We start from the raw sequence: 20,718 nt of genomic DNA, 5'->3' as shown, positions 1-20,718 counted from the left end.
ACCGACCATCCGGCTAGGTCGCTGTTTCATCCTTGGTCAAAACCTCGACCGAGGTCACGAGGATGATTTCGCAACCTCCGACCGCAGTACTATCATCCCGCCGCGTCGAAGACCGCCACGGTGTAATCCCATCGCCGGTGACGGTCACCAGATAGCCCCGCAGCCTGACCCGGTCTCCAATGCTCACCGCCATAAGTGCGTCGTTCACCCGGCTATCGGCTGGGATCAGGTGGTTATTGGTGACCTGTTCTTTCCACCGTTTCGGGAGATCGGCATCTGGAGCGTACGCCACCCAGATCTTCCGGTGCCCGGTACGGAACTCCAACCCGTCAGTGCCGCCGGGCGCTTCAAGATCGCCCCAGAGAATGCCCAAATCCAGAGGTGAGATCAGATCATTGCGGTATTCACGACGGGTCGCGACACGCCCCTCAAGCACGTAGCTGGCCATCAACTTGGCCTCAAACCCATGGCTAAGCGCGACCTGTATCCCCGGGACACGAGCCTGTGCCGGAGACCCGTCGGGTGCCGCTTTCAGCGGCAGAGGCGGAAGCTGGGAGTGATCGACGGCGGTCGCCAGATCGGCAGGCGGCTCAAGCTTGTTTGCGCTCAAGCCAAAGACCCACGCTGCCATCACAATGGCAAAAACCCCGATCTTGGTGCCATCATCGAACATCGTTGAGGCGCTCCTGTACACAGTGCGTTTGGCCCAGACTGTACCAATGCAAAATGGCAGGAATGGGTCGCTTGCGTGCAGCCCTCGGGACAAAGTGGGCTCTGCACCGCGCGCGATGCGGCGACGCATCGCACGTTTGCGTTGACGCAAACGCAGCTCCGCTCCAATGCTGCGCCTATGCGTCGCCGACAGATCCTTGCCCTTGCCGCAACCAGCCTTCTGATGCCCCGCGTTTCAGCGGCGCAAGGCGTGCGACCCCTCAACGGCTACCTGCGCACCAACTGGAGCCGCGATCCCTTCAGCTTTGGGTCCTATTCCTACATCGCGCAGACCGCATCCCGCGCCGATGTGACCGCGCTGTCCCGCCCGGTCGGAACCCATCTTTTCTTCGCCGGAGAGGCCACACATCCCGACTACAACAGCACGGTTCACGCCGCCTATGAAACCGGTCTCGACGTGGCAGAGAGCGTCGCCAACACAGGTGCCGAAACAGTCGCCATCATCGGTGCCGGGATCAGTGGCCTGACCGCCGCGCGCCGCCTCACCGCCAAGGGCGTCCGCGTGATCCTGTTCGAGGCCCGCGACCGCGTTGGCGGCCGTATCTGGACCGACACCAGCCTGGGTCTGCCTCTCGATCTGGGGGCAAGCTGGCTGCATGGCGACGATGGCAACCCTCTCGTTGCACTGGCGGCAGAGCGTGGCATGCGCAGCTTCGTCACCGATGACGATTATGTCCTGCGCGGCGCGGCGGGTCGTCGGTTGCGCGACCGCGATATGCCGGACTGGTTCGAGGACGTGGTGACGATCCAGCAAGACTACGGCGCCAGTACGACCGATATCAACTGGGACGCCTACGCGGACGATCCCGATTATGGTGGCGAAGACCTGCTCTTCCCGGTAGGCTATGCGCAGATCCTCGGTATGCCTGAGCAGTTGCTCGACATCCGGCTTGGCACCGAGGTGCGGCAGGTCACACTCAGGGATGATGGCGTGCATCTGGCCTCCGCCGACGATGATCTGGGCCGGTTCGATGCGGTCATCATCACCGTTCCGCTTGGGGTGCTCAAGGCAGAGCGCATCGCGTTTTCGCCCGCATTGCCCGAAGACAAGCAGACCGCGATCCGCCGCCTTGGCTTTGGCCTTCTGGACAAGCTTTATCTGCGGTTCGATGACGTGTTCTGGGATGCGGATGCCACCTGGATCCTGACGCCAGAGACCGGATTGCCGCCGGGACAATTCAATCAATGGCTCAACCTCGCGCCGGTGCTGGACACGCCGCTGCTGCTTGGATTCAACGGTGCCGGACCCGCACGCGACCTTGCCGGTCTGTCTGACAGCGATGTTCTGGCGCGGGCCATGCAGGTGCTGGAGAGGGCCTATCCCCTCCCTTAGAGGCAGGTCTCGATTATTAACAAAAGGTTAAAGGGTCAGCGTTCTTGCCCCATTGTTTCGCGTGCGAAACATCGGGGCCGTTCCGGACCTATCTGCGGACCGGGCAGCGCGCCAACTGACCTTGGTATGTCACCGACCGCACCGCGACCTCGTCCGCGACCCGCAACAGCCATGCCTTGCTGTTGTAAGTTCCACGCGCAAAGCCGGTGCGGCCTTCGTGGTAGGCCAGATACTGGTTGCGCGCATCAGCGAGCGAAATGCCAAGGCGGCGGTTCGATTCCGACATGTACCACCCCATGAAATCGGCAGCATCGTTGATGTCGTTGCGTTTCGCGCGGAATTTGCGCTGATCCTGCTGATATTCTTCCCAAGTGCCGTTCAACGCCTGGCTGTAGCCGAAGGCCGAGCTTTGCCGGCCCATCGGGATCACCCCCAGAGTGTAGCGGAACGGCGTCCGCGCGTCCGACTTGAACTTGCTCTCCTGATACATCGACGCCATTTGCACATGCACCGGTACGCCCCATTTTCGCTCTGCCGCGCGGAAGGCGCGCAGGTATCCCGGGCGCTGTTGCAGAATGGAACAAGCATCGTCGAGGTTACGGGGCGCCGATGTGCCGCCGCCGCCTCCGCATGAGGCCGCCAACAGGACAATCACAAGGGCGCGAAAGAATCTGCTCATGGGCCTCTCGCTTTTTGTTCGAAAGCGGTTGCTCCGCCTTTCGGATTTCCTGCAGTCTAGCGCAAAGGGACCGCAGGGGAAATCACAATTGCTCGGGCCGGCAAACCCTTGCCACGACACGAAAAAGCCTTGTGTCGAAATGCATCACAGACTGTTTCCAGAAAAAACGCCTCGAGAATTGGACAATTTGTCAAAAATCAGGCAGGTATGTGGCAACGGACAGGACTCATGATCAAGCAACGCGCAAAATATAACATCGGCCAGGTCGTTCGCCACCGCCGCCACCCGTTTCGGGGCGTGGTGTTTGATGTGGACCCGGAATTCAACAACACCGAAGAATGGTACGAGGCCATTCCAGAGGACAGCCGCCCTGCGAAGAAGCAGCCGTTCTACCACCTGCTCGCAGAGAATGAACAAAGCTTCTACGTTGCTTATGTTTCGGAACAGAACCTGATCGCCGACTATTCGGGTGAACCTGTCGAACATCCCGACGTGCCCGACCTTTTCGGCGCATTCGAGGATGGCAGCTACGAGCTGCAATTCCAGTACAACTGAACGATCTCTCTCTAGTTTGCCACGATTAACAAGTAAGGGCTCCCAAGTGGGAGCCCTTTTCTTAATCAGCGTTCAGCAACGAAACGAAGCGGTCGATTTCGGTGTCGGGCAGCGACCAGTCGCAGACAAGCCGCCCGGTCAACACCCCGTCCGCGTGCCCGTCACTCAGATCGCCACCAGACAGGTGATACCGCGCACCGCTTTTCTGGAGCGTCTGATGCAACGCGCGGGGAGCGCGGAAAAAGATCATGTTGGCGGTGACATCATTCACGATTTCAACGTCATTGCGTTTGCGCAGACCGTCCAGCAGATGCGCTGTCTTGGCATTGGCCTTTTGCGCAAGGTCTTTCCATAGGTCATTCCGCAGATACGCGGCCATCTGCGCCGACAGGTAGCGATGCTTGGAAAACAGGTGCCCGCCCCGTTTGCGACGCAGCTCGAATTCCCAGACTTTGCTCGGGTCGAAGAACACCACCGCCTCGACCCCCATCAGACCGTTCTTCGTGCCACCGAACACGGCAACGTCAACGCCCAGCTTCCACGACATCTGGGCCGGGGTACAGCCCAAGGCCACCGCCGCATTTGCGAACCGCGCGCCGTCCAGATGAACCGGCAGGCCATAAGATTTCGCGATGTCGCACAGCGCTTTCAGCTCGGCCAATGTATAGACGTTCCCCATCTCGGTGACCTGCGTGATCGACACCGCCCCCCGGCGCGGACCATGCACACCGCGATTGCCCTGGCTCTCGATCGCGCGGGTCAGGCCGTCCGGCGTCATCCGGTCCGACCCCTGCACCAGCGTCAGCTTTGCACCACCCGTGTAGAACTCGGGCGCGTTGCATTCGTCTTCCTCGATGTGGGCCATCGGGGTGCAGAACACCGTGTCGAACGGTTCAACCAACGTGGCCAGCGCAAGTGCATTGGCCGCGGTTCCTGTGGCAGCGAGGTACACCGCCGCGTCGGGCGCTTCGAACAGATCGCGGATGCGCTGGCGCACCTCGTCCATCATGGGATCGGCGCCATAGCCCATCATGTGGCCCTGGTTGACCTCGGCCAGAACGTCCAGAACGGCCTGTGGCACGGGCCCGCTGTTGTCGGAGGCAAAAAACATCAGATCGGCTCCTCGATGATGTGGTCTTCCCAATCGTCTTCATCAACTTCAAATTCGGCCACGGTGCGGTTTCGCATCGAAACGCCTGCGTCGTGAACGGTGTCTGGCGTGCCCGAGATCAGAGGGTGCCAGTCGTAAAGCGGCTTTCCCTCCCACAGCAGCCGATAGGCGCAGGTCTTGGGCATCCAGTAGGCGTGGTCATCGATATTCGATGGCTTCAGCACGATACATTCTGGCACGAACTGGTGACGGATCTCGTATTGCGCGCAACGGCAGGTGGTGTCGTCGAAGAGGCGGCAGGCGACGCGGGTCAGCTCCACATGGCCGGTGTCTTCGTCCTCAAGCTTGTTGAGGCAGCACTTGCCGCAGCCATCGCACAGCGCTTCCCATTCCTGCGGATTAAGGTCGGTGAGCGCCTTGCGTTCCCAGAATCGGAGGGCAAGTCCTGTGCGGTCAATCGGGTCCTTGCTCATAGCGCGGTCAGGATGGCGCGCGCTTGGGCGCAGTCGGCATCCATCTGCGTGATGAGCACCTCAAGGCTGTCGAACTTCAACTCGGGCCGCAGGAAATCTACCAAAGCGACCGAGACCGTTGCGCCGTAAAGGTCGCCGGTGAAGTCGAAAATGAAGGTCTCAAGGTTTGCGCGGTTTTCACCGAACATCGGACGCACACCGATGGACGCGGCGCCATGGTAGGATCCGGCATGCGGCCCATCGAGCACATCGACCAAGACGGCATAGACCCCGAACCTTGGTGGGTGCAGCCCGTCGATGGACATGTTGGCGGTGGGATAGCCCAGTTCGCGCCCGCGTTGTTCGCCGCCGATCACTTCGCCTTCGATACGGTGCCAATGCCCCAGCATATCAGCGGCAAGGCGCGGCGTTCCGTCGGACAGGGCGGCGCGGATTGCGGTTGACGAAACGGCACCGGACTCGGCCGTGACGAGGTCCGCCACGGTGACGCCGAACCCCATCTCTGCTCCAAAGCGTTGGAGGTCGTCCACAGTGCCTGCGCGGCCCTTGCCGAAACAGAAATCTGCCCCAACGACGACATGGCGCAGCCCAAGACCCTTGGAAATCACGTTCGCTGCGAAACCTTCAGGGGTCAGTTCGGCCAATTGGGTGTTGAAGTTCAGCTCGTAGAGCACATCGACGCCAAGCTTGCGCAGCCGCGTCGCCCGCGCAGAGGCGTTCATCAGCCGGAACGGAGGGGCATCGGGGGCGAAGTATTCGCGGGGGTGCGGCTCGAACGTGACGACACCCAAGGGCGCATCCGGCATCGCGTCGCGCGCCAGTTTGATCACGGCCTGATGGCCGGAATGCACGCCGTCGAAATTGCCGATGGCCACAGTCGCGCCCTTGTCGGCGCCTGCTACGAATTGATAATCCCGCACGATCTTCATGCGCAGAGGACTAGCCGTGGCGTTGGGGGGTTGCAATCCCCGCTGCGGGTTGGCGGGAATTTTCCGTCGACGGAAAATCGCGGATGCGTCGACGCATCCGCGCCCGTGGCTGGGTCAGTCGAACTTGCGGGAGGGGGCGAGCACCTTGGCTTCGCCGATCAGCACCTTCTTGCCATCGACCGAGCAATGGCAATCCAGCGTCACACGTCGTTTGGCAATGTCGATATCGACCACTTTCACTTCGGCATAGACCACGTCGCCGGGGCGCACGGGGGCGAGAAACTTGAGCGTCTGGCCCATATAGACTGTGCCATGGCCGGGCAGCTGTTCGCCGATCACGGCTGAGATGAGGCCGGCGGTCAGCATCCCGTGCGCAATGCGACCCTCAAAAATCGTGTCCTGTGCGTAATCGTCGTCCAGATGCACCGGGTTCCGGTCGGTAGAGATCTGCGCAAACATCTCGATGTCCTGATCGGTCACCTGTTTGCGCAGGTGACGGGACATTCCCATTTCGATGTCTTCGATGCAGATCGTTCCGCGCGGCAGGTTGTCCAACATATCTCACTCCACTGGCAGGCGACAAAGTAATAAATAGCTAAGTCAGATGCCTGATTTGGCAACTTTATTACTTTGCGACTGCAGAATAGCAAGCAAAATCTGCCTCAGCGGAGTTGTCCAATCGTATAGGTTGGCGACGCGTTTTCCTTTTCCAGATAGGTACTTAGCGCCTCTGGATCGGGTTGGTGCGACGTTTTTGTTTCAGCGGCGGCAAGTCCGCCGGAAATGAAGAGGGAATCGATGTCCTCACCCATTGCTCCGTCGATGTCGGTGTGCACCCCGTCGCCGATGGCCAGAATGCGGGTCGGATCGACATCTACGCCCAGTGCGGCAATCCGGCGGCGCGCCAGATCATAGATCGGCGGATGCGGTTTTCCGAAGTAGAGGCTCTCGCCCCCCATTTCGGTATAAAGCGCGGCCAGCGCCCCGGCGCACCATTCGCGCTTTTCACCGCGATCCACCACGATGTCCGGGTTGGCGCAGAGCAGTTTGAGGCCCTTCTGTTTTGCATACAGGAACTGCGGACGGTTCACCGCCGGATCGGCATAAGGATCGAACGGGCCGCAGCAGACTATGCCGTCTGCGTCTTCCAGCTCGACGCGCTGGATGGTGACCGGATCGTCGATCAACTCCATCGGGTCAAAGAAGGTCTCGTCAAAGGGCTGGCCCATGAACCAGACCTTTTCCCCCACCGCCCCCCGGAACATAGCGGCGCGGGCGCTGTCGCCGCTGGTGGCGATGCTGTCGTAGCAATCCTCGGGCACCTTCAGCCGCTTGAGTTGCTTGGCCACCTCGTGGCGCGACCGAGGCGCGTTGGTGAGCAAGACCACCGTACCGCCGCCCTGTTTGAACCCACGCAATGCCGCGACCGCTTCTTCATGTGCAGTGACCCCATTGTGTACGCATCCCCAAAGATCGACGAGCAGCACGTCGTAGCGGTTTGCGATGTCGGCGAGGGAGTTGATGATCTGGGTCATGAAGGCACCTGATTGACGCGGGTTGAGCCACGTATCGCCCGAACCGGGAATGATTGCCAGCCGAGGCGGGCAAACTTCATTATTGAGATGCGAAGAAACTTCTCAGGTTCATGAGGTCGGTTTCGTAGGCGAACGCGAAACCGAGGATCCCCCATAGAAACGGGATCAGGTTGAGAAATGTCCGGAACGGTTGCTTGCGCGTTTTGTGTCGAAACCGCCGCTGCGCCGCTTTTGCGCCGAACCACCCACCAAGAAAGGCGAGCGTCAGAAGCGTGGTTTCGGAAATACGCCACTCGCCCCGGATGGCGCGTTCTTTATCAAGGTAGAACATCCAGAAGGCGACGCCGTTGACGAATGCGACGACGCCGCCTGCTAGAAGAAGCCCGGTGGTGAGCGGTGTGACCGTCACGCAGAGCGAGGTCAGAGTTTGAGGTTCGGGATGATCTGCTTTTTCCGGCTGACAACGCCGGGCAGAACCACGGTGTCACCCGACACGGTTGCGCCAAAGCTCTTTTCGGCCAGTGTCTTGACCAGATCGTTCGGCACCAGAAGGGTCGATTCCTCGTTCAGGATGTCGACGACAAAGAGGATCACCTGATCGACGCCGTCTTCCTTGGCGACATCAACCATGGACGCCATCAGGCTGTCCTTGCGGTCGAGCACGATCTTGGGCGAGGTGGTTTCCAGAACCGACACGCGGAACTTCGTGCCCTCGACCAGGTATTCCTTGCTGTCCATGCGCAGCAGTTCTGCGTCGGAGAAGGCAGATACGTCGGATTTCGCAGCGAACATTTCGGCGGCGAAGTCGGGGATCGACACGCCGAGGTCGTCGGCCAGCGCATGGGCGATGGCCTTGTCTTCCTGTGTGGTCGTCGGCGAGCGGAATTCCAGCGTGTCGCTGAGGATGCAGGACAGCATCGCACCCTTGATACCACGCGGGGCCTGGGCGAGATCGTCACCGATCATCTTCCACATGATGGTTGCGGTGCAGGCGACGGGTTCGATGCGGATGTCGATCGGGCCCTTGGTTTCCAGACCGCCGACCAGTTTGTGGTGGTCGATGATCGCGCGGATGTCGGCGCTGTTGATCGCATCCGGCAGTTCGGCCGGGTTGTTGGTGTCGACGATGACGACGGGCTGGTCGGCATCGACGGTCGAGATGATCTCGGGCTTGTCGAGCTTCCAGTGGTCGAGCACGAAGGCGGCTTCGGTATTGGGCTCGCCCAGCAGGACGGGCTTGGCCTCTTCGCCCTTGATCTGGGTGAGATACCACGCCCAGATGATCGGGCTGCCGGTGCTGTCGGTGTCGGGGGATTTGTGTCCGAAAACGAGGGTTGTCATGTCGGGCCTCTGCTCTGCCAAAATCAAGTCGCGCGCCTTATAGGGCGCGCGACTGGGCTTGTCACCTGTGGCAGTTTGCACTTGCAGCATTCAGGCGAGCGCTGCCCTGTGCGTCAGTTCGAGACCTGTTCTCTGAGGATCGAGGCGGTCAACGAGATCAGCAGGTAGATGCCGGAGAAGACGAGGAAGGTGAGGAGCGTGTTCTCGAAGGCGCGGGGGTAGCTTGGGTCCTGGGAGGGCAGGGGGTAGACCGAGGTGGTGAGATACCGCGCCTGGCTGTCGGCGTCGCGGCGGGCCTGGTCGAGCCGTTCGAGGGCGGCGGACAGCATCATGTCGCGGGTGGCGAGATCCGCCTCGGCCAGCTGGATCTGCACCGCGGTTTCCGCCAGCGATCCGGCGCCGGCGCTTTGCGCGGTCATCTCGGCGTTGATTTCGGCCTTGAGCGCCTCCAGGCGGCGGATGTCGGCCTCCACCCCTTCGACGCGGCTGCGGTTGGGGCGGGCGTTGTCCATCAGCGCCTGCAATTGCAGGTTCTTTTCCTGGATTTCCGTCTCCACCGTCTCGACGCGCGCCTGCAGCGCCCCGATCCGCGCCCTCGGGTCGAGAACCGCGCTGTCCTGTTGCATGCGCACCAGCTTTTCCTGTGCGTCGCGGCGGGCCTGTTCGGCCTCGGCCAGACCCAGCTCGGCATCCTTGACCGCGTTTTCGCGCTTGCGGGCGGTCAGGTTGTCGACCCGTTCCTCGGCATAGCCGATGAGGGCGGTGGAGAAATCGGCGGCCACCTGCGGATCGGCGGCGGCCACCTCCATGCGGATCACGCCTTCGGTCGGGTCATAGCCGATCTGGACGTATTTCTTGTAGAGCTTGTACATGTCCTCGGCAGAGGCGTCGGGCTCCAGCCGGTGCAGCGGGTCGATCTCGGGCTGCGAGAAATGCGCCTTGAAGCCCTCATCCTCGCTCAGGCGCAGCATGGCGTCCTTGGAGGTCAGGTAGCTCTGGACCGCGATGGCGTCCTGGTTGGTGGCGAATTGCGTGCCCGAGAAGAGCCCGCCGATGCCGCCGCTGCTGGTCTCGGCCTTGAGGATGAGAAATTCGGATTTCGAGGCGTACATCGGCGTGGCGAGGGTGAAGAAATACCAGCCGGCGACGAGTGTGGGCAGCAGCACGAAGACCGCAAGCCGGGCAAAGAGCATGCGCATCCGGCGATTGCGGCGGCGGGCCATGTCCTTCTGGATCGCCATGATCTCCTGCTGGCGCCGCTCCGCCGGGCTGCGCGTGTCCGTGGCGGGGAGGTTCTTGGTGTCCGGCTTGGCCGTCTGCGGCAGCTGCGGTTGAACCGCCAAGGGCTGATCGGCGGCGGGGGCCTTGGACCGCGCCTGTCCGGCGCTTTCGGCGGGCACCATCAAATCAAGCGCGTTTTCGCGCTGGAACGGATCGATGCCTTTGAGGCGCAGCAGATAAACCGCTTCGTAATCGGTGTTTGGATCCAGCCCGTGTTTCTGAGCGATGCGCCGCGCCATACGCAACTGGCGCCCCGTCAGACCTTCGTCCCGAATGGCCAGAAGCGCTTGCTCCACGCCACCATCGGCCGGGCGCTGAATACGCGGCTGCGGTGCTGCCGCTGCGGACGCTCCGGAGGACGGGGCAGGGTGCCCGGCCGGAGCCAAATGGCCTGAGTCGGTGCCCATTCGCTGCGGCGGATGCGAAAACGCTTAGCTGTGGGTTTCGTAGTCATAGAGCTGTTTCGCTTCTTCCAGGCTGTCGAACATGTGCAGCTTGCCATCCCTCAGAACGGCGGCCTTGCTGACAAATCGCGCCAGCGTTTCGGGTTGGTGGGACACCATGATCATGGTGGTGGTGCGGAGCCGCTCGGCCAGGATGTCGCCCGCCTTGCGGTTGAATTCCACATCCGTGTAGGTCGGCATCCCTTCGTCCACGAGATAGATGTCGAAATCGAGCGCCAGGAGCAGCGCAAAGGTGAAGCGCGCCCGCATGCCCGAGGAATAGGTGCCCAGCGGCTGGTCGAAATATTCGCCCAGATCGCAGAGCCAGCGGCAATAGGCCTCCACGTAATCGGGATCGAGCCCGTAAAGCCGGGCAATGAAGCGCGAGTTTTCCATCGCCGTGTGCCGCGTGACGACCCCGCCCATGAAGCCCAGCGGGAACGACACCCGGCAGGTCTTGCGGATCTCGCCCTCATCAGGCTTTTCCAGCCCCGCCATCATCTTGACCAGCGTCGTCTTGCCGGTGCCATTGGGCGCCAGAATCCCCAGCGACTGCCCCAGTTCGACACGGAACGACGCCCGGTCCAGAATCACCTTGCGATGCGATCCCGTCCAGAACGATTTGCTCACATTGTCGAATTCAAGCATCGAAACCCCAATCACCTCCGTACAGAGATTGCACGGGTTGGTTTCCAAAGGGTTTAGATGTCGAGTTTGACTGGATTGTGGCCAATCCATAGCAAAAACCGGGTATTGTCTCCGGGTCATGTTCTGCAGCTTGCTCTGGCGGCCAGGTACAGCTTGGCCCGCATGACGACGGAATCGGCGCGTGTATGACTACGACTTGGCAGAGAACTGCGCGCCGGATGGGGCAGGAATCATTCGCGAGGACATATTCAGTTCATAAAGCGTCGCGAATCGCCAATCGAAAACTCTGCGACTCTGGCTTGGTCCGTACGAGTTAGGCGTGTTTCGGGCGAAAAGGGGCGGGAGTGACAAAATTTGTCGTGAGCAAATGTACTGCCGTGTCTCGCTACAGAGACGTTTTTCCCGCCAAATATCTCTTCAACTGCCGAAATTTCCTGCAAACCCTCTTGAGGGCGCGAAACTTGGGCAACCGTGTTGCAATGCGGAGCCTAACGCGATTTATTTCGACCAGACACGTGGAACCAATCCACGGACAACACAGGGAGTTCGTTTTTGCCCGACACGTCAAACAGTGACGCGTTCGTCGAATTTGAACGAGTGCAAAAGAGTTACGACGGCGTACAGCTTGTCGTGAAAGACCTTAACCTTACCATGCCGAAGGGCGAGTTTCTGACGATGCTCGGACCGTCGGGATCGGGCAAGACCACCTGCCTCATGATGCTTGCCGGGTTCGAGACCGCAACCCATGGCGACATCCGGCTGAATGGTCGTCCGATCAACAACATCCCGCCGCACAAACGCGGGATCGGCATGGTGTTCCAGAACTACGCCTTGTTCCCGCACATGACCATTGCGGAGAACCTCAGCTTTCCGCTCGAGGTGCGGAAGATCGGCAAGTCCGACCGGGAAGCCAAGGTGAAGCGGGCGCTGGACATGGTCGAGATGGGGGCCTTCGGGGGTCGTCGTCCGGCGCAACTGTCCGGTGGTCAGCAGCAGCGGATCGCGTTGGCGCGGGCGCTGGTCTTCGAACCGGAGCTGGTGCTGATGGACGAACCGCTGGGCGCGCTGGACAAGCAACTGCGCGAGAAGATGCAGTTCGAGATCACGCATCTGGCGCACCGTTTGGGAATCACCGTCGTCTACGTGACTCACGACCAGACCGAGGCCTTGACCATGTCGGACCGCGTTGCGGTGTTCGACGATGGCCGTATCCAGCAATTGGCACCGCCGGACGAGCTGTACGAAAAGCCGCAGAACAGTTTCGTGGCGCAGTTCATCGGCGAGAACAACACGCTGGAGGGCACCATCCGCGAGATCAAGGGCGACCGTTGCGTTGTGCAGCTGGATGCGGGCGACCTGATTGACGCGCGGCCGGTCAATGTCAGCAAGGTTGGCGAACGGACCCGTGTCTCGATCCGCCCCGAGCGTGTCGAGATCAACAAGGACCGTCTGCAGGAGGGTGCACACACGCTCAAGGCAGAGGTTCTGGAGTTCATCTACATGGGCGACATTTTCCGCACCCGGCTCAAGGTGGCGGGCAATGACGAGTTCGTCATCAAGACGCGGAACGCGCCGGACCAGGTGCGACTCCAGCCGGGCACGCAGATCGACATCGGGTGGTTGCCCGATGACTGCCGCGCTCTGGATGCGCCGAAATCGTAAGAATTGCCGCGGGGATCGCAACACATCCCCGTGTCATCACAGGCGTTGCCGGTTCGACCCGACCGTTGGCGCCACATGTCAAAAGCGGGTCGAAACGGGAGAATATGAATGAAACTGTCTAAAACACTTTTGGCGACCAGCGCGATCACCGTTGCCGCCGTGGGTGCTCATGCTGCCGGCCATGGTATGGCAGACAGCATGACTCTGGTCAGCTGGGGCGGTGCCTATCAGAACAGCCAAATCAAGGCCTATGCCGAGCCCTATCTTGCAATGCACCCCGACGTTTCCATTTCGTGGGACGAAAGCTCGGCCGAGGCCGTGGCGAAGCTGCGCGCGATGAACGAAGCGGGCAACATCACATGGGACCTGGTGGACGTTGAAGGTGCTGATGCGATCCGTCTTTGCGACGAAGGTCTGGCGATGGAAATCGACCATGACGCGGTACTCGCTGCAGCCCCTGATGGCACGCCGGCCAGCGAAGATTTCGGCGAAGCCATCGTCAGCGATTGCTTCATCCCGCAGATCGTTTTCTCGACGACAGTGGGCTACCGCACCGATATGGTGGGGGATACCCCGCCGACAGACATCTGTGCGCTCTTTGATCTGGAAACATATCCGGGCAAGCGTTCGCTGAACAAGCGTCCGCTGGCAAACGTCGAGTGGGCTCTTCTCTGCGACGGCGTGCCGAAGGACGAGATCTATGAAGCGCTTGCAACTGAGGAAGGTCAGGACCGTGCGCTTGCCAAGTTGGATACCATCAAGGATCAGGTGATCTGGTGGACCGCCGGTGCCGATACACCGCAGCTTCTGGCAGACGGCGAAATCGTGATGGGCTCGACCTATAACGGTCGTCTGTTCTCTGCAATTGCCGAACAGGGTCAGCCCATTGGCATGCTCTGGGACGCTCAGATGTTCGACAACGACGGCTGGATCATTCCCGAGGGTCTTCCGGAGGATCGTCTCGCACGTGTGCTCGATTTCGTGAAGTTCGCAACCGACACCCAGCGTCTTGCAGATCAGGCGGCGTTCATTTCCTACGGTCCGGCACGTGCCTCCTCGGCACCGCTGGTGGGCAAGCACGCCGAACTGGGCATCGAGATGGCTCCGCATATGCCGACCGATCCGGCAAACTCGCAGAACATCTTTGTCACCCAGTACGAGTTCTGGGCTGACTATCGCGACGATATCGACGCGAAGTTCCAGGCGTGGCTCGCACAATAAGCCTTTGAAGGCTTTGGGATGGGCCGTTTGGCCCATCCCGCATTGGAAGGACGGTCCCATGCCCAAAGGCTATATCATCGGTCATATCACGGTGAATGACCCCGACGCCTACAAGGAATATATCGAGCGCGACACGCCGATCCTTGAGAGCTTTGGCACCAAGTTCATCGTGCGGGGCGGACAGTCCGAGACGATGGAGGGCGAAACGCAAAACCGCCATGTCGTCATTGAATTCGACGATTGCGAAACCGCAAAGCGCGCGTATCACGACCCTGCCTATCAGGAGGTCGCCGAGATTCGCCGACGCACCGCGACAAGCACAATCATACTAGTCGAGGGCACCTGAGCCATGACCGACGCCGCAACAGAACCCGACAAGATCGCGGGCCCGACGCCCGACAATGCGCTGCGTGCTGCCGACAAAGCCGAGACTGGGCCGGTTCTTGCGGCTGACGGTACACCGCTCAAACGATCTTTGAACCGTGCGCTTCGGGCGCAGAAAATCCGCGCGTTGATGCTCATCGCGCCGCTTTTGCTGTTTGTTCTGATCAGTTTCATTGCCCCGATTGGTGACATGCTGTTCCGTTCGGTGGAAAACCAGATCGTGCGCGATACGATGCCGCGCACCGTCGCCGCGCTGGCCGATTATGACGCTGCTGCCGGTGGACTGCCGCGCGACGAAGTGTTCGAGGCGGCCTATTACGACGTGTTCTACGCAGCGGAACGCAAGCTGCACACACGGCTTGGGTCACGTTTGAACTACGAGCAGACCGGCGCGTCATCACTGTTCCGCAAGTCAGGTCGCGGGATCGACGACATCGGCGAGGTTTATCAGGACCAGTTCAAGGATCTGGACCGCGATTGGGACAAGGCGCGCCCCTGGGCGGAGTTGATGGGCGATCCCGACTGGATTGCGGCGCAAGACGCATGGGATGGCGAAGGCCGGATGCCCGTCTTCGAGTTGCGGTCCGACATCGCCGAGATTCTGCCACGCACTGCAGCCTCCTATCAGATTTTTGCCCGCTTCATGCAGACCGAAGAAGGCGACAACCCGATTGAGAAAAAGCCTTGGACCGTGGTGCATACCGCGCTCTATCAGGATCTCGCCGCAGGTGACGTGCGTGGCTACACCGGCCCGCGCGCCGATATGCTGCAGGCCGCAGATGCGTTGGTCGCCAGCCCGGATTTCGAAACCATCGCGTTCCGCGACGGATTCGAGGAAATCGACGAAGACTGGGTCAAGCCCGAGATCTGGCAGACCATCAAGACCTACAGCCCGGATTATACGTCTGGGTACTTCCTGAACGCCGTCGACATGCAGAAAACGCCGGAAGGTCCGATGCTGCGCGATGAGGACGAGCGGATCTACGGTCTGCTGTTCCAGCGCACCATGTTCATGAGCCTTGTGATTACGCTGAGCTGCATCATGCTCGGTTATCCGATCGCCTACCTGCTGTCGAACCTGCCGTCGAGCAAGGCAAACCTGCTGATGATCCTCGTGCTGCTGCCGTTCTGGACGTCGCTTCTGGTGCGGACCTCGGCGTGGAAGGTGATGCTGCAACAGCAGGGGGTGATCAACGATACGCTGGTCTGGCTTGGGCTTGTGGCGGATGATGCGCGTCTGACAATGATCAATAACCAGTTCGGCACCATTGTGGCGATGACGCATATCCTGCTGCCGTTCATGATCCTGCCGATGTATTCGGTGATGTCGACCATCCCGCAATCCTATGTTCGCGCTGCAAAGTCGCTGGGCGCGACCAACTGGACGACCTTCTGGCGGGTCTATTTCCCGCAATCGGTGCCCGGCATCGGCGCGGGGTCGATCCTCGTGTTCATCCTGTCCATCGGCTACTACATCACGCCGGAAATCGTGGGTGGCACCTCGGGTATCTTCATCTCGAACCGGATTGCGTACCACATCTCAAGCTCGCTCAACTGGGGCCTTGCGGCCGCGTTGGGGACGATCCTGCTGGTGGTGGTTCTGGTGCTCTACTGGGCCTACGACCGGATCGTCGGCATCGACAACGTGAAGCTGGGGGGCTGATCCATGGCTGAAGCCATTCTCACACCGATCGAGAAAAAGCCCATCGGGTTCACCGCAGGCGTTCTGGCCGCAGCCGGCGGCTTCGCCGGGCTTTTCATCGGCACAGCGCAAGGCTCGGGCCTGCTGGGTATCCTTGTCGGTGCCGCGCTGATGGCGGCATTGGCCTTCGTTGCGATGCAAGTGCTGGGCGAAGCGCTGGAAAAGCCGGTACGCTGGGGGCTGTTCGCGGTTGCGGCGGTCGGTGGCTATTTGTTCAACGCCATTCCCGGTCTGATCATGGGGGGGCTGTTTGGCTGGTTCTTCGGCTGGTTCATCTACTGGATCGGCATGGGGCGCTATCGGGCGCATCTGGTGCCTTACCTCACGCCTGGCCAGGTGCTGTGGCACTACAGTTTCCGCGTGCTCTGCGGCGCGATCTTCGTCTTTCTGATCACGCCGATCATCGTGGTGATGCCGCTGTCCTTCAACGCGCAGGATTTCTTTACCTTCACGCCGGAAATGCTGGCCTTCGATCCGGCAGGCTACAGCCTCAAGCACTACCGGGACTTCCTGACCAACCCGGAATGGACCAATGCGGTCAAGAACTCCCTTATGGTGGCGCCGGTTGCGACTTTGATCTCGGTTTCGCTGGGAACGCTGGCAGCCATCGGCCTGAGCCAGAGCCACGTGCCGGGCAAACGGGCGATCATGGCGATCCTGATCTCGCCGATGATCGTGCCGCTGATCATCTCGGCCACGGGCATGTATTTCTTCTACTCCAAGATTGGTCTGGTCGGCACCTATTGGGGCATCGTTCTGGCGCACGCGGTGCTGGGCATTCCCTTTGTCATCATCACTGTGACGGCGACGCTGGTCGGCTTTGACCGGTCGCTGACACGGGCGGCGGCAAATATGGGCGCGAACCCGGTGACCACCTTCTTCAAGGTACAGATGCCGCTGATCCTGCCGGGCGTGATCTCGGGGGGCTTGTTCGCCTTCATCACGTCCTTTGACGAAGTGGTTGTGGTGCTGTTCATCGGCTCGGCCGAATTGCAGACGCTGCCGTGGCAGATGTTCACCGGTCTGCGCGAGCAGATTTCGCCGACGATCCTTGCCGCTGCGACCATCCTTGTGGGGATTTCGATCTGCCTTCTGACGGCAGTCGAGATCCTGCGCCGTAGGTCCGAGAAATTGCGGGGCATGTCGCCGGGGTAAAGATGTAATTTCTTATTGAAAGTCAGAGACAGATGCGGGCCTCGTAATCATACGGGGCCCGTTTTTTGTCAGCTAGAGTGATAAGGCTAATACTAGATTTAGTGGTTTTCCTTGTGAACAAAAATAGAACATGTCAAAATGCTGTGGACATGAAATTATGCCTGTCTATCAAGTAACTGATCTAAAATACTTTTTTTGACATAATTTCTTGCCTTTAGTTGAATTTGGGCATATATTTATGCCTAAGCACGTTAGATGCTGGAATAATGGTTGAGGCAGGCTTGATAGAAACGCCAATTGGAAAGGGCGCATCATGTCTGATTTTTCGGATGATCCAAAGTGTGGCTGGGTCTGTAAAGCTTGCCGGATAATCGTCTTGGTTGCTGCGATTGTATGCGCGGCAGCGGCTGTAGCTCAACTAGGGGGGTTCTGATGAGAAATACCCATGCTAGCAGCGCCGAGCTTCATACGTTGCCAGATCAAAATCTAAAACCAAACCCACTTTTTCGTCAGGTTTTGGAAGAGTTAATGCACATCAAGCGCATTAATCAGCGCGAACTCGCAGCGAGAACTGGCTTCAGCCAACCTCACATAAGCCGAGTGGAGCGTGGTGCAAAACCCTTGACTGAGAAGTTGGCCAAAAAGCTTTCAGAGGTGCTCTGCGGAACGCCAGATGCTTGGATGGAGGTATACGAACTAACGAGTCGTACTGAGGAAGGTGAAATTAATCAGTTTTTGAATATTCTAGGCTTGGAAGTCAAAACGGATGATCAGCTTGGATCTGTCGTTAGAAAACTTCAATCAAAGGATATAATTGATCTATTTGGAATGTCGTCGGTTGAAAACCGAGATTACGTTCCGGATGAGGATCTCTGCGAAATAACACATTTCTCCGAAGGGATTGTTCGCGCGACGAGCTACGACCTTACACTGGGTCATGTCGCGTACGAGCAAACAAAAGATGGAGAGTGGATCAAAGAACCTCTGTACGAGAATTTTGCCTTGCGAAAAAATTCTGGAGTTAGGTTAGGATCGCTCCAGCATATAAAGCTGCCGAACTGGTTGGAGGCGGAAATCAATCCACCTGCAAGCCTTGCGCTCAAGGGCCTGTTAGTAAGCCATGGTCCGATAATCGACCCCGGTTGGGATGGAATTCCTCTAGTGTTTGTCCACAATCCAACCGAGGAAGAAATCACAATTAGCTTGGATGAGCCTTTTTTGACCCTGCGATTCTGGCAGTCGCGATAGCGACTACGCAATTCAACTGCGGACGAGCTTTTCGTAGCCTTCCGCGATCTCGCGGGTGAGCGATCCAACTTCGAAGTTGTAATCACCGATCTGGCCAACGGGGGTCACTTCGGCGGCCGTCCCGGTGAGCCAGCACTGCTCGAAGCCTTCAAGCTCTTCCGGCATGATATGGCGCTCATGCACCTTGACCTGGCGCTCTTTGAGCATGCCGATCACGGTCTGGCGCGTCAGGCCGTTGAGGAAGCAGTCGGGTGTCGGCGTGTGCACTTCGCCGTCCTTGACGAAGAAGATGTTCGCGCCTGTCGCTTCGGCCACATAGCCACGATAGTCAAACATCATCGCGTCAGAGCAGCCTTTGGCCTCGGCCGCGTGCTTGGACATGGTGCAGATCATGTAGAGACCGGCCGCCTTGGCATGGCTCGGGATGGTTTCGGGCGACGGGCGCTTCCACTTGGAAATGTCGAGCTTGGCTCCCTTCATCTTGGCATCGCCGTAATAGGCACCCCATTCCCAGCTGGCGATCGCCATACGGACCGGGTTGCGCGCGGACGCGACACCCATGTCCTGACCCACGCCGCGCCACGCAACAGCCCGCACATAGGCGTCGGACTGCCCGTTGGCTTCGAGAACCGCTTTCTTGGCCGCTTCGATTTCGTCCACGGTGTAAGGGATCTCGAAGTCGATCATCTGCGCCGAGCGCTTGAGCCGTTCCGAATGCTCGCGCGATTTGAAGATCTTGCCGTTATACGCACGCTCGCCCTCGAAGACCGAACTTGCGTAATGCATGGCATGTGTCAGGATGTGGACATTCGCGTCGCGCCAATCGATGAGCTGGCCATCCATCCAGATCTTTCCATCGCGGTCGTCATAGGTTCCGGCCATTTCAATTCTCCTCGCCCGGATTTTCATAAATTGCGCAGATTAGGTCCGCATCGGACATAATGTTGCGCTAAAACTGAGATTCGCTACCATTCGAGGCTTGGAATGTCAACAAGACTGACGTATTTTCGAGACCAACAAAAAAGACGGATTGGACGACCGACCATGGCGGAAGGGCACACGCAAAACACATCGAGCGGGCAGTCCCTGCTGTATCTGACAGACGAGCAGTTGCGGCAGGGGATCGAAGCGATGTTCTTTGCCTATCGTGGGTTCACTGCGGATCCGGATCGCATTCTTGAAGGGCTGTCCTACGGGCGAGCCCATCACCGCGCCATCCATTTCATTCATTGTGCCCCCGGCACCACCGTGAACAACCTGCTGGCCATTCTGGGGGTGACCAAGCAATCTCTGAACCGTGTGTTGCGCACCTTGATCGAAGATGGTCTTGTCACAAGCCATGTGGGACGCAGCGACAAGAGAGAGCGGCATTTGACACTGACCGAAGCCGGCGAAGCGCTTGAACAGCAATTGTCCGACGCACAACGTGCCCGGATGCGCGACGCCTATCGCAAGGCTGGCCCCGACGCGGTGGCCGGTTTCAAAACAGTATTGGAAGCGATGATGGATGACGACATGAAGCGCGCCTATCATGCGCTGCGGGACGGACGCTGACATGGCTGATCCTGACGCCCACCTGCTGATTGTCGATGATGACGAGCGTATTCGCGGTTTGTTGCAGAAATTTCTGATCCGCAACGGCTTTCTTGTCAGCGCGGCCCGCGATGCCGCTCATGCCCGACGCATTCTGTCCGGGTTGGACTTCGACCTGATCGTTCTGGACGTGATGATGCCGGGCGAAGACGGGATCAGCCTGACGCGCGGCATCCGGGAACGCTCGACCACACCGATCCTTCTGCTGACGGCGCGGGCTGAAACCGAGGACCGGATTGCAGGGCTTGAGGCCGGGGCAGATGATTACCTTGCCAAGCCGTTCGAGCCCAAGGAACTGCTGCTTCGCATCAACGCGATCCTGCGCCGCATGCCGGAACAGGTCACGGCGGACAGTACCCCGAAATATCTGAACCTTGGCCCTATCCGCTATGACACGGAACGCGCCGAGATGTGGCGGGGGGAAAACCTTGTTCGTCTGACGTCGACCGAGATCCAGCTGATGAAGATCTTTGCGGCCAAGCCAGGCGTTGCCCTGAGCCGCACGCAACTGGTCGAAGAACTGGGCCGCGACCGGGGGCAGAGCCAGGAGCGGGCGGTGGACGTGCAAATCACCCGACTGCGCCGCAAGCTCGAAGACAATCCGAAACAGCCGCGCTACCTGCAAACGGTGCGTGGTGCCGGGTATATGCTTGCACCCGATTGACGGGTTTGGTCTTTGCGTATTTGAAAAGA

22 protein-coding genes are annotated in these 20,718 nt (G+C 59.6%); 10 read left to right on the top strand and 12 right to left on the bottom strand.

The annotated features are described in order from the left end of the window. Nucleotides 1-13: 13 nt before the first annotated feature. A complete protein-coding gene (locus tag ACMVPR_RS14185) occupies nt 14-673 on the bottom strand; it encodes a hypothetical protein (RefSeq protein WP_416883402.1) in 660 nt (219 codons plus the stop codon). A gap of 177 nt (nt 674-850) precedes the next feature. Here ACMVPR_RS14185 and ACMVPR_RS14180 point away from each other — a divergent pair, with 177 nt between their 5' ends. Further along, complete coding sequence (locus tag ACMVPR_RS14180; protein WP_416883401.1) at nt 851-2,065, top strand: FAD-dependent oxidoreductase; 1,215 nt, start codon at nt 851-853, stop codon at nt 2,063-2,065. A gap of 88 nt (nt 2,066-2,153) precedes the next feature. On the opposite strand, the gene ACMVPR_RS14175 is transcribed toward ACMVPR_RS14180, so the two are convergent. Beyond that, nucleotides 2,154-2,744, bottom strand: a complete 591-nt coding sequence (locus ACMVPR_RS14175) for a lytic transglycosylase (protein WP_300588732.1) — start codon at nt 2,742-2,744, stop codon at nt 2,154-2,156. Nucleotides 2,745-2,972: 228 nt separating this feature from the next. Between ACMVPR_RS14175 and hspQ the strand changes: the two genes are divergently transcribed. Next, nucleotides 2,973-3,299 carry a heat shock protein HspQ gene (gene hspQ, locus ACMVPR_RS14170; protein WP_292264555.1) on the top strand — a complete coding sequence of 109 codons (327 nt, stop codon included), beginning with the start codon at nt 2,973-2,975 and terminating at the stop codon, nt 3,297-3,299. 61 nt (nt 3,300-3,360) lie between these two features. On the opposite strand, the gene ACMVPR_RS14165 is transcribed toward hspQ, so the two are convergent. The 9 genes from ACMVPR_RS14165 to ACMVPR_RS14125 all read right to left on the bottom strand — a co-directional run bounded on the left by ACMVPR_RS14165 (nt 3,361) and on the right by ACMVPR_RS14125 (nt 11,060). After that, nucleotides 3,361-4,410, bottom strand: coding sequence for a threonine aldolase family protein (locus ACMVPR_RS14165; protein ID WP_416883400.1), 1,050 nt, complete (start codon nt 4,408-4,410; stop codon nt 3,361-3,363). Continuing rightward, nucleotides 4,410-4,883: a YcgN family cysteine cluster protein gene (locus ACMVPR_RS14160; RefSeq protein WP_416883399.1), complete on the bottom strand. Its 474-nt coding sequence runs from the start codon at nt 4,881-4,883 to the stop codon at nt 4,410-4,412. The genes ACMVPR_RS14165 and ACMVPR_RS14160 overlap by 1 nt, the downstream gene beginning before the upstream one ends. Continuing rightward, nucleotides 4,880-5,812 (bottom strand): bifunctional riboflavin kinase/FAD synthetase, encoded by a 933-nt coding sequence (locus tag ACMVPR_RS14155; RefSeq protein WP_416884658.1) that lies wholly within the window; start codon nt 5,810-5,812, stop codon nt 4,880-4,882. Before ACMVPR_RS14155 ends, ACMVPR_RS14160 begins: the two co-directional genes overlap by 4 nt. A 114-nt stretch (nt 5,813-5,926) precedes the next feature. Continuing rightward, nucleotides 5,927-6,370 carry a MaoC family dehydratase gene (locus tag ACMVPR_RS14150; RefSeq protein ID WP_292264551.1) on the bottom strand — a complete coding sequence of 148 codons (444 nt, stop codon included), beginning with the start codon at nt 6,368-6,370 and terminating at the stop codon, nt 5,927-5,929. Nucleotides 6,371-6,474: 104 nt separating this feature from the next. Then, nucleotides 6,475-7,347, bottom strand: a complete 873-nt coding sequence (locus ACMVPR_RS14145; protein ID WP_416883398.1) for a TIGR01459 family HAD-type hydrolase — start codon at nt 7,345-7,347, stop codon at nt 6,475-6,477. Between the two features lie 79 nt (nt 7,348-7,426). Continuing rightward, the gene (locus ACMVPR_RS14140; RefSeq protein ID WP_416883397.1) at nt 7,427-7,756 is read right to left on the bottom strand and encodes a DUF1294 domain-containing protein; all 330 of its coding nucleotides are present in this window, start codon (nt 7,754-7,756) and stop codon (nt 7,427-7,429) included. A gap of 11 nt (nt 7,757-7,767) precedes the next feature. Next, nucleotides 7,768-8,688, bottom strand: coding sequence for a manganese-dependent inorganic pyrophosphatase (locus tag ACMVPR_RS14135; RefSeq protein WP_416883396.1), 921 nt, complete (start codon nt 8,686-8,688; stop codon nt 7,768-7,770). A 113-nt stretch (nt 8,689-8,801) separates the two neighbouring features. Then, entirely contained in the window at nt 8,802-10,265 is a 1,464-nt protein-coding gene (locus ACMVPR_RS14130) for a capsule biosynthesis protein (RefSeq protein ID WP_416883395.1), read from the bottom strand. A gap of 135 nt (nt 10,266-10,400) precedes the next feature. Beyond that, on the bottom strand, nt 10,401-11,060 hold the full coding sequence (locus tag ACMVPR_RS14125) for an ABC transporter ATP-binding protein (RefSeq protein WP_416883394.1): 660 nt from the start codon (nt 11,058-11,060) through the stop codon (nt 10,401-10,403). Nucleotides 11,061-11,612: 552 nt separating this feature from the next. On the opposite strand from ACMVPR_RS14125, the gene ACMVPR_RS14120 reads away from it, so the two are divergent. From ACMVPR_RS14120 to ACMVPR_RS14095, 6 genes are all read left to right on the top strand, one after another. Continuing rightward, nucleotides 11,613-12,722: an ABC transporter ATP-binding protein gene (locus tag ACMVPR_RS14120; RefSeq protein WP_300588718.1), complete on the top strand. Its 1,110-nt coding sequence runs from the start codon at nt 11,613-11,615 to the stop codon at nt 12,720-12,722. Nucleotides 12,723-12,830: 108 nt separating this feature from the next. Beyond that, nucleotides 12,831-13,943: an extracellular solute-binding protein gene (locus ACMVPR_RS14115; protein ID WP_416883393.1), complete on the top strand. Its 1,113-nt coding sequence runs from the start codon at nt 12,831-12,833 to the stop codon at nt 13,941-13,943. A 58-nt stretch (nt 13,944-14,001) separates the two neighbouring features. Further along, nucleotides 14,002-14,289 carry a DUF1330 domain-containing protein gene (locus tag ACMVPR_RS14110; protein WP_416883392.1) on the top strand — a complete coding sequence of 96 codons (288 nt, stop codon included), beginning with the start codon at nt 14,002-14,004 and terminating at the stop codon, nt 14,287-14,289. Nucleotides 14,290-14,292: 3 nt separating this feature from the next. Next, complete coding sequence (locus ACMVPR_RS14105; RefSeq protein WP_416883391.1) at nt 14,293-15,990, top strand: ABC transporter permease; 1,698 nt, start codon at nt 14,293-14,295, stop codon at nt 15,988-15,990. A gap of 3 nt (nt 15,991-15,993) precedes the next feature. Next, nucleotides 15,994-17,184 (top strand): ABC transporter permease, encoded by a 1,191-nt coding sequence (locus ACMVPR_RS14100; RefSeq protein ID WP_416883390.1) that lies wholly within the window; start codon nt 15,994-15,996, stop codon nt 17,182-17,184. Nucleotides 17,185-17,616: 432 nt separating this feature from the next. Next, on the top strand, nt 17,617-18,432 hold the full coding sequence (locus tag ACMVPR_RS14095; protein ID WP_416883389.1) for a helix-turn-helix domain-containing protein: 816 nt from the start codon (nt 17,617-17,619) through the stop codon (nt 18,430-18,432). 12 nt (nt 18,433-18,444) lie between these two features. On the opposite strand, the gene ACMVPR_RS14090 is transcribed toward ACMVPR_RS14095, so the two are convergent. After that, a complete protein-coding gene (locus tag ACMVPR_RS14090; RefSeq protein WP_300588711.1) occupies nt 18,445-19,314 on the bottom strand; it encodes a branched-chain amino acid aminotransferase in 870 nt (289 codons plus the stop codon). Nucleotides 19,315-19,476: 162 nt separating this feature from the next. Here ACMVPR_RS14090 and ACMVPR_RS14085 point away from each other — a divergent pair, with 162 nt between their 5' ends. Together ACMVPR_RS14085 and ACMVPR_RS14080 are read left to right on the top strand one after the other, a co-directional pair. After that, entirely contained in the window at nt 19,477-19,986 is a 510-nt protein-coding gene (locus tag ACMVPR_RS14085) for a MarR family winged helix-turn-helix transcriptional regulator (RefSeq protein WP_292264539.1), read from the top strand. Nucleotide 19,987: 1 nt separating this feature from the next. After that, complete coding sequence (locus ACMVPR_RS14080) at nt 19,988-20,689, top strand: response regulator (RefSeq protein WP_300588710.1); 702 nt, start codon at nt 19,988-19,990, stop codon at nt 20,687-20,689. Nucleotides 20,690-20,718 lie beyond the last annotated feature (29 nt).

This window comes from Marivita sp., from assembly GCF_048006345.1.
Lineage (GTDB): Bacteria > Pseudomonadota > Alphaproteobacteria > Rhodobacterales > Rhodobacteraceae > Marivita.
Note: the sequence above shows the minus strand (reverse complement) of the source record. Positions and strands in the feature narration are given on the sequence as shown.